At 61.0% G+C, this 6,933-nt stretch carries 7 protein-coding genes; 4 read left to right on the forward strand and 3 right to left on the reverse strand.

Annotation, left to right across the window (positions count from 1 at the left end):
- The first annotated feature begins 146 nt into the window (after positions 1-146).
- Together AD665_RS05470 and AD665_RS05475 are read left to right on the forward strand one after the other, a co-directional pair.
- Positions 147-977, forward strand: coding sequence for an undecaprenyl-diphosphate phosphatase (locus AD665_RS05470; RefSeq protein WP_024780200.1), 831 nt, complete (start codon positions 147-149; stop codon positions 975-977).
- Positions 974-1,396, forward strand: a complete 423-nt coding sequence (locus AD665_RS05475; protein WP_024780201.1) for a DUF1294 domain-containing protein — start codon at positions 974-976, stop codon at positions 1,394-1,396. The genes AD665_RS05470 and AD665_RS05475 overlap by 4 nt, the downstream gene beginning before the upstream one ends.
- A gap of 59 nt (positions 1,397-1,455) precedes the next feature.
- Here AD665_RS05475 and AD665_RS05480 read toward each other — a convergent pair whose 3' ends face one another.
- Together AD665_RS05480 and AD665_RS05485 are read right to left on the reverse strand one after the other, a co-directional pair.
- Positions 1,456-1,809, reverse strand: a complete 354-nt coding sequence (locus AD665_RS05480) for an MmcQ/YjbR family DNA-binding protein (RefSeq protein WP_024780202.1) — start codon at positions 1,807-1,809, stop codon at positions 1,456-1,458.
- Complete coding sequence (locus AD665_RS05485; protein WP_024780203.1) at positions 1,806-2,714, reverse strand: LysR substrate-binding domain-containing protein; 909 nt, start codon at positions 2,712-2,714, stop codon at positions 1,806-1,808. Before AD665_RS05485 ends, AD665_RS05480 begins: the two co-directional genes overlap by 4 nt.
- A gap of 128 nt (positions 2,715-2,842) precedes the next feature.
- Here AD665_RS05485 and AD665_RS05490 point away from each other — a divergent pair, with 128 nt between their 5' ends.
- Together AD665_RS05490 and AD665_RS05495 are read left to right on the forward strand one after the other, a co-directional pair.
- A complete protein-coding gene (locus AD665_RS05490) occupies positions 2,843-3,451 on the forward strand; it encodes an FMN-dependent NADH-azoreductase (protein ID WP_024780204.1) in 609 nt (202 codons plus the stop codon).
- 1,077 nt (positions 3,452-4,528) lie between these two features.
- Positions 4,529-5,566: an alpha/beta hydrolase family protein gene (locus tag AD665_RS05495; protein WP_024781071.1), complete on the forward strand. Its 1,038-nt coding sequence runs from the start codon at positions 4,529-4,531 to the stop codon at positions 5,564-5,566.
- Here the strand turns inward: AD665_RS05495 and AD665_RS05500 are convergent.
- A complete protein-coding gene (locus tag AD665_RS05500) occupies positions 5,560-6,753 on the reverse strand; it encodes an MFS transporter (protein ID WP_053191284.1) in 1,194 nt (397 codons plus the stop codon). The two genes, AD665_RS05495 and AD665_RS05500, sit on opposite strands and share 7 nt — an antisense overlap.
- Positions 6,754-6,933 lie beyond the last annotated feature (180 nt).

Raw genomic sequence — 6,933 nt, forward strand, 5'->3', positions numbered from 1 at the left:
CCTCGCAACGCAAAACCTAAGCCTGCCTATGATTTTTCATTGGTTTTTTTGGGGAGGGCGCAGTTATCGTGCCCCGCTGCTTGTATTGGCATAACACTTTGATTATCGATGAGCCCCTGTCTGACAGGGGCTTTTTTGGGGGATGAATGGATTTGTGGACTGCCTTTCAGGCACTGATTCTTGGCATTGTAGAAGGTCTGACGGAATTCCTGCCGATTTCCAGCACGGGGCACCAGATTGTTGTCGCAGACTTGCTTGGGTTCGGTGGGGAACGGGCCATGGCGTTCAACATCATTATTCAGTTGGGTGCGATCCTGGCGGTGGTCTGGGAGTTTCGACGCAAGATCTTCGACGTGGTAGTGGGTTTGCCCACTCAACCCGGTGCCCGACGGTTTACCGCCAACCTGTTGATCGCCTTCCTGCCCGCCGTAGTGCTGGGCGTGTTGTTTGCCGACCTGATCCACGAGTACCTGTTCAACCCGATCACCGTGGCCGCCGCGCTCGTGGTGGGGGGGGGCATCATGCTCTGGGCCGAACAGCGCCAGCATGAAGTACACGCCGACACGGTGGACGATATGACCTGGAAGGATGCCCTCAAGGTCGGTCTGGCCCAGTGCCTGGCGATGATTCCCGGCACCTCCCGTTCCGGCTCGACCATCATCGGCGGGCTGCTGTTCGGCCTTTCGCGCAAGACCGCGACCGAGTTTTCCTTCTTCCTGGCCATGCCGACAATGGTCGGCGCGGCTGTCTACTCGGGCTACAAGTACCGCGCACTCTTCGTTCCGGCGGATTTCCCGGTGTTCGCCATCGGCTTCGTCACCGCGTTCATCTTCGCCATGATCGCAGTCAAGGGACTGCTGCGGTTCATCGCCAGCCACAGTTACGCGGTGTTCGCCTGGTATCGGATCGCGTTCGGTCTGCTGATCCTTGCGACCTGGCAATTCGGTTGGGTCGACTGGACGACTGCCCAGCCATGAAAGATTCGGGCACCCGCAGGCGCGCAGCCCGCGACACCGGGGGCGCAGTACAGAACCTTCGGCTCAAGTTGATCGTGTTTGCGCTGCTATGCACGCTACCGCTGACGGGCTCGTTGCTGCTCGTGCTGCAGGAGGCGTCATGGGTGCCGTTGATGGCCTATGGGACCGTCAGCGTCGTGGCGTTCCTGCTGTACTGGAGTGACAAGCGCAAGGCGCGTTCCGACACCTGGCGCACCCCCGAGAACGTGTTGCATGCCGTGGAGCTGGCCGGCGGCTGGCCCGGGGCGTTACTGGCCCAGCAGGTCTTTCGACACAAGACCCGCAAGGTGTCGTTCCAGGTGGTGTTCTGGTTCATCGTGCTGCTGCACCAGGCGTTCTGGGTCGACCAGTTGTTCCTGGGCGGTCATTTGCTGGCCTAATGGCCTGTGTGGTTAATTCGTGTACTCAAATTAACCGCAAGGGCCAGCAGGTGTGAGTATTACGGCAGTAGCAAGCCGACCTGCGTGCGCTTGGGCAATTTGCTGACCACCAGTTGGTGGGAGCGTTGCAACAGGCCATGCAGTTCCTCGGCGCCCATGGGGTAGGGCGTGTGCATGATGATCCACTGGGCTCGTGCCAGATACGGGGCAGGATGGATGCCCGGTCGGTCGCAATGTCCCAGGAACAGGTCCTTGTCGACCTTGAACGCCAATGAATCGCTACGCAGCCCTTGCAGGGCGAACATCTTGTTCCCGGCGATGGAAAACACCCGTACGCCACCCCATTTGTAATCTTCCCTGGCGCCAGGCAAGCCCAGGCAAAACCGTGCGACATCCTCTTCGCTCAGACTCATAACGTCCTTTCTCCACAACGATTGAAAGCGTCCACCAAATGGTCGAGCCATGCGCGTACCGCCGGCAACATTCCGCGTCGATGGGGATAGACCGCCTGCAGCCAGCCATCGGGCAGCGACCATTGCGGTAACAGTTCCACCAGTGTGCCGTCCGTCAACTCCTGCTCGCAATACATGCTCGGCAATAAGGTAAATCCCAGGCCGGCGAGAACGCAGGCGCGGCGCACAATGAAATCATCGATGCCCAGGCGTGCCTCCAGGGCCAGTTCGGCGACCTGTCCGTCGATGCTGTGCAGGCGCAGATGCACCAGGCGATCGCTCTCAAGTGCCCCGAGCACCGGGACCTGCTTGAGATCCTCGGGGGTTTCGATCCGTCGCCCTTCGACGAAGGCCGGGCTGGCGACCATGATCAACCGTGCCTGACGCAAGCGGCGGGTCATCAACAGCGGGTCTTCGTCACCCAGGTCACGCACGCGCAGCGCTACGTCTACGCCTTCGCTCACCAGATCGACGCGGCGATTGACCAGGATCATCTCCAACTGGACCTGAGGATATTTTTCCAGGAAATCGGCCACCACCCCGGCCAGAATTTCGTGGGCCAATCCCACCGGACTTGAAACCCGAAGCCGGCCACGGGGCGCACTGGACATGCTCGCCACCGCTTCGTCGGCCATTTCTGCCTCCAGCAACATGGCCTGGCAATGGCGCAGGTAACGTTCACCCACCGCCGTCAGTTTCAATTGGCGGGTGGTGCGTTGCAGCAGGCGGGCGTCGAGGCGCTCCTCCAGTTCGGCGATACGCCGGGACAGCCGCGACTTGGGGATGCCAAGGGCGCGGCCGGCTGCAGCGAAGCCACCGGCTTCGACGACTTTGGCGAAATAGTAGAGATCGTTGAGGTCTTGCATGTCGGGCTCGATTGTCCTGTCAGTGGAACGAACTATCGCATTATTGCTGGCTAATCGGCCATTGGTTTCATTGGTAGGATAGTCCCCATTCGATCGCCCGGTAGCGATCCTCATTGGAGAGCACTCACATGAAACTTCTGCACATTGATTCGAGCATCCTTGGCGACAACTCGGCTTCCCGCCAATTGAGCCGCGACGTGGTCGAGGCCTGGAAAACCGCTGAACCGGGAGTGGTCGTGACCTACCGCGACCTGGCCGCCGATGCGATCAGTCACTTTTCTGCACAGACGCTGGTTGCGGCTGGTACCAGCGCTGAGTTGCGTGATGCCGCGCTGCAGCACGAAGCCGACCTCAGCGCCGCGACGATGGCTGAGTTCCTCGCGGCGGATGCCGTAGTGATCGCGGCCCCGATGTACAACTTCACCGTCCCGACCCAGCTCAAGGCCTGGATCGACCGTATCGCCGTGGCCGGAAAGACGTTCAGCTACACCGAGGCCGGTCCACAAGGCCTGTGCGGTGGCAAGAAGCTGGTGATTGTTTCCACCGCCGGTGGCCTGCATGCTGGCCAGCCGAGCGGTGTAGGTCATGAAGAGTATCTGAAACTGCTGTTCGGTTTCCTCGGCATTACCGATATCGAAATCGTTCGCGCCGAGGGTCTGGCCTACGGCGATGACATGCGCAACAAGGCCATGAGCGACGCCAAGGCACAGATCGGCGAACAGTTCGCCGCCGCATAAGATCTGCCCAAGCCCAAGCCCTGTGGGAGCGAGCCTGCTCGCGATGACGGTGTACCAGTCACCTCCATGCTGACTGACCCACCGTTTTCGCGAGCAAGCCCACACATTGGATTGGCGGCGTCCGCAGCCTTTGCATATGCCACCTGACCTTGTGGGAGCCAGGCTTGCCCGCGATGACGGCGGTCCACTCAGCATTTCAGTGACAGATCCACCGCTATCGCGAGCAGGCTCGCTCCCACAGAGGACTCAGGGTGTATGCGGTCTTTGCATATGCCACCTGATCTTGTGGGAGCCGGGCTTGCCCGCGATGGCGGCGGCGCATTCAACCTCTGCGTGACAGACCCACCGCTATCGCGAGCAGGCTCGCTCCCACAGAGGACTCAGGGTGTATGCGGTCTTTGCATATGTCACCTGACCTTGTGGGAGCCAGGCTTGCCCGCGATGACGGCAGTACATTCAACCTCTGCGTGACAGACCCACCGCTATCGCGAGCAGGCTCGCTCCCACAGAGGACTCAGGGTGTATGCGGTCTTTGCATATGTCACCTGACCTTGTGGGAGCCAGGCTTGCCCGCGATGACGGCGGTACATTCAACCTCTGCGTGACAGACCCACCGCTATCGCGAACAGGCTCGCTCCCACAGAGGATTCAGGGTGTATGCGGTCTTTGCATATGCCACCTGACCTTGTGGGAGCCAGGCTTGCCCGCGATGACGGCGGTCCAGTCAGCATTTCAGTGACAGATGCACCGCTATCGCGAGCAGGCTCGCTCCCACAGAGGATTCAGGGTGTATGCGGTCTTTGCATTCACCACCTGATCTTGTGGGAGCCAGGCTTGCCCGCGATGACGGCGGTACATTCAACCTCTGCGTGACAGACCCACCCCTTTCGCGAGCAGGCTCGCTCCCACATTGGTTTTTCGGTGACCGTGAGATTGCATCACCCTTTTGCACGATGATGAATATCGAAACCTTCGTAAAACGCTGTATTCTGCTCATCGGGCTTTTGGCGCAGGTCATGCAAGTCCAGGCAGCGAGCGACGGGGCCTTCCTGTCCGCTGGTGAAGGTGGATGATTCGATGAAACGTCTTGGTGCAGGGTTACTGCTTTGTCTGCTTGGCAGCCTGGTTACGGTGCACGCCGCACCGGCGCTGCACCCCAACTGGAGTGCCGGCTTTCATGAACTGAGCTTTCTCGATCCGCTGGATAACCAGCCGATGCACGCCATCGCTTTCTATCCGTCTATCGCCAGGGGGCAAACCAGCCTGCTGGGCGGCTATCAGATCGATGCTGCGCCGGACGCCCAGATAGCCATCGGCCGCTTTCCGATGTTGATGCTGTCCCACGGCAACACGGGTACGCCGCTGGCCTTGCACGACCTGGCCACTTCACTGGCGCGCAAGGGATTCGTCGTGGTCGCAGTCATCCACCCTGGCGACAACGCCCAGGACCACAGCCGGTTGGGTACCCTGAGCAACCTTTACGGACGGCCGATCCAGATTTCCGAGGCCATCACCGCGACGCTGAACGATCCGATGCTATCGCCGTTCGTCAATGCCGGGCAGGTGGGGGTGATCGGCTATTCCGCCGGTGGGGAAACTGCGCTGATCCTGTCCGGTGCCACGCCGGATCTCAATCGCTTGCGCCGCTATTGCCAGGAGCGGCCGGAAGACCGTGACGCCTGTAACACCCAGGGCGAGCTGATTGCCGACCGTGACGATCTGCAACCGATGGCCGATCCCAGGGTCCGGGCATTGCTGTTGATGGCACCGTTGAGCCTGAAGTTTGGTCGCCATACCCTGGCCGACGTCCATGTGCCGGTGCTGCTGTACAGCGGCGATGGCGACAAGCTGGTGGCCTTTGACAAGAATGCTGCCGCCCTGGCCCGCAAGCTGCCTACCGCGCCGGACTTCAAGACCCTGGCCGGGGCAGGGCACTTTGTCTTCCTGGCGCCATGCACCGAGGAGCAGATTGCCGCGATGCCTGCGTTGTGTACCGATGCCGATGGTGTCGACCGCAAGGACATTCACCGCACCATGATTTCCGAAGCGGGGCGCTTCTTCAGTCAGGCCCTGGGCAAGCCCAACCGGGCCGGTATGCGCACGGCCGATCAGTAAGGGTTTTTCTCGGCGCGTCGACGCAGCAGCAGGGTCAGCCCCAGCCCCGTGATCGACAACAAGGCAGCGCAGAAAAAGATCGACGAATAGCCCAGGTTCAACGCCACCGCCCCCATCAATGGTCCGGCAATCGCCAAGGCCAGGTCGAAGAATACGGCATAGGCACTCAACCCCGCGCCACGACTGGTGTTCGGCACCTGCTTGATGGCTTCCACCCCCAGCGCCGGATACACCAGCGACAACCCGAAACCCGCCAGCCCGGCGCCTACCAATGCGAATGCGGGAGAAGGGGCCAGCCAGAGCAGCACCAGCCCAAGGGTTTCGATGCTCATGCAAGCGATGGCCGAGTTAAAGCCACCGAAGCGGGCAATGCTGGAAATGAACAGCAATCGCGAAAGAATGAAGCAGATGCCGAACACCGTCAGGCACCACGCTGCGCCGATCCAGCCACGGCTGACATAAAACAGGGTGATGAACGTGGTGAGCGTGCCGTAGCCGATCGAGGCGAGGCTAAGGCTGGCCCCGTATGGCGCAATACGTCCGAACACGGCCCGGAAGGGCAGGCGTTCGCCACGGACCACCGGCACCGAAGGCTTGTTGCGGATCAACAACAGCGCCGCGCCGGCCAACAGTGACAGCGCGATGCCCAGGCTGCTGAAACCCAGGTTACCTACCATCACCACCCCCAGCGGGGCGCCGATGGCGATGGCGCCGTAGGAGGCAATGCCGTTCCAGGAGATCGCACGGGCCGTGTGCTCCACGCCGACCTGGCCCATGCACCAACTGATGGTGCCAACGCCAATCAAACCTTGGGCCACGCCGAGCAGCAAGCGGCCGGCAATCAGGATCACCAGGCTCGGCAACGGCAGGCTTTGCAACAAGGTGGAAATCAACGTCAGCACACCGCTGAGCACAATGCCCGACAACCCGTAGACGATCGCCCGTTTGGTCCCGACGCTGTCCGACACCCGCCCGGCCATGGGGCGGCTGAGCAGGGTCGCCAGGTATTGCGAACCGATGGTCAGGCCAGCCACCACGGCACTGAAGCCCAATTGTTCATGGACATACCCTGGCAACACGGCAATCGGCAGGCCGATGCAAAGGAAGGCAATGAAGGTGTAGAAAACGATGGAGACGATCTGCAGGGTGATCGACAGGGAGCTGGGGGTGGCTTGCGGCGTAGACATGGGCTCGTTCGCGGGCGGCGGCAGAAGAGCTTCATCATGGCGCGGGGAGAGAAGAAAAGAAAGCTGGCTAACTAAATACGCGGATTGAAGATCACCGCAGATCCCCTTGTGGGAGCGAGCCTGCTCGCGATGGCGGTGCGTCGGTTGATCAAAATCTCGGCTGACACACCGCCATCGCGA

Origin of the sequence: Pseudomonas corrugata (assembly GCF_001269905.1) — a bacterium.
GTDB classification, from domain to species: Bacteria; Pseudomonadota; Gammaproteobacteria; order Pseudomonadales; family Pseudomonadaceae; genus Aquipseudomonas; species Aquipseudomonas corrugata.

What these genes read in the sequence shown, in the direction of transcription:
- AD665_RS05470 (WP_024780200.1), top strand. Translation starts at nt 147, where the DNA reads ATGGATTTGTGGACTGCCTTTCAGGCACTGATTCTTGGCATTGTAGAA.
- AD665_RS05475 (WP_024780201.1), top strand. Translation starts at nt 974, where the DNA reads ATGAAAGATTCGGGCACCCGCAGGCGCGCAGCCCGCGACACCGGGGGC.
- AD665_RS05480 (WP_024780202.1), bottom strand. Translation starts at nt 1,809, where the DNA reads ATGAGTCTGAGCGAAGAGGATGTCGCACGGTTTTGCCTGGGCTTGCCT.
- AD665_RS05485 (WP_024780203.1), bottom strand. Translation starts at nt 2,714, where the DNA reads ATGCAAGACCTCAACGATCTCTACTATTTCGCCAAAGTCGTCGAAGCC.
- AD665_RS05490 (WP_024780204.1), top strand. Translation starts at nt 2,843, where the DNA reads ATGAAACTTCTGCACATTGATTCGAGCATCCTTGGCGACAACTCGGCT.
- AD665_RS05495 (WP_024781071.1), top strand. Translation starts at nt 4,529, where the DNA reads ATGAAACGTCTTGGTGCAGGGTTACTGCTTTGTCTGCTTGGCAGCCTG.
- AD665_RS05500 (WP_053191284.1), bottom strand. Translation starts at nt 6,753, where the DNA reads ATGTCTACGCCGCAAGCCACCCCCAGCTCCCTGTCGATCACCCTGCAG.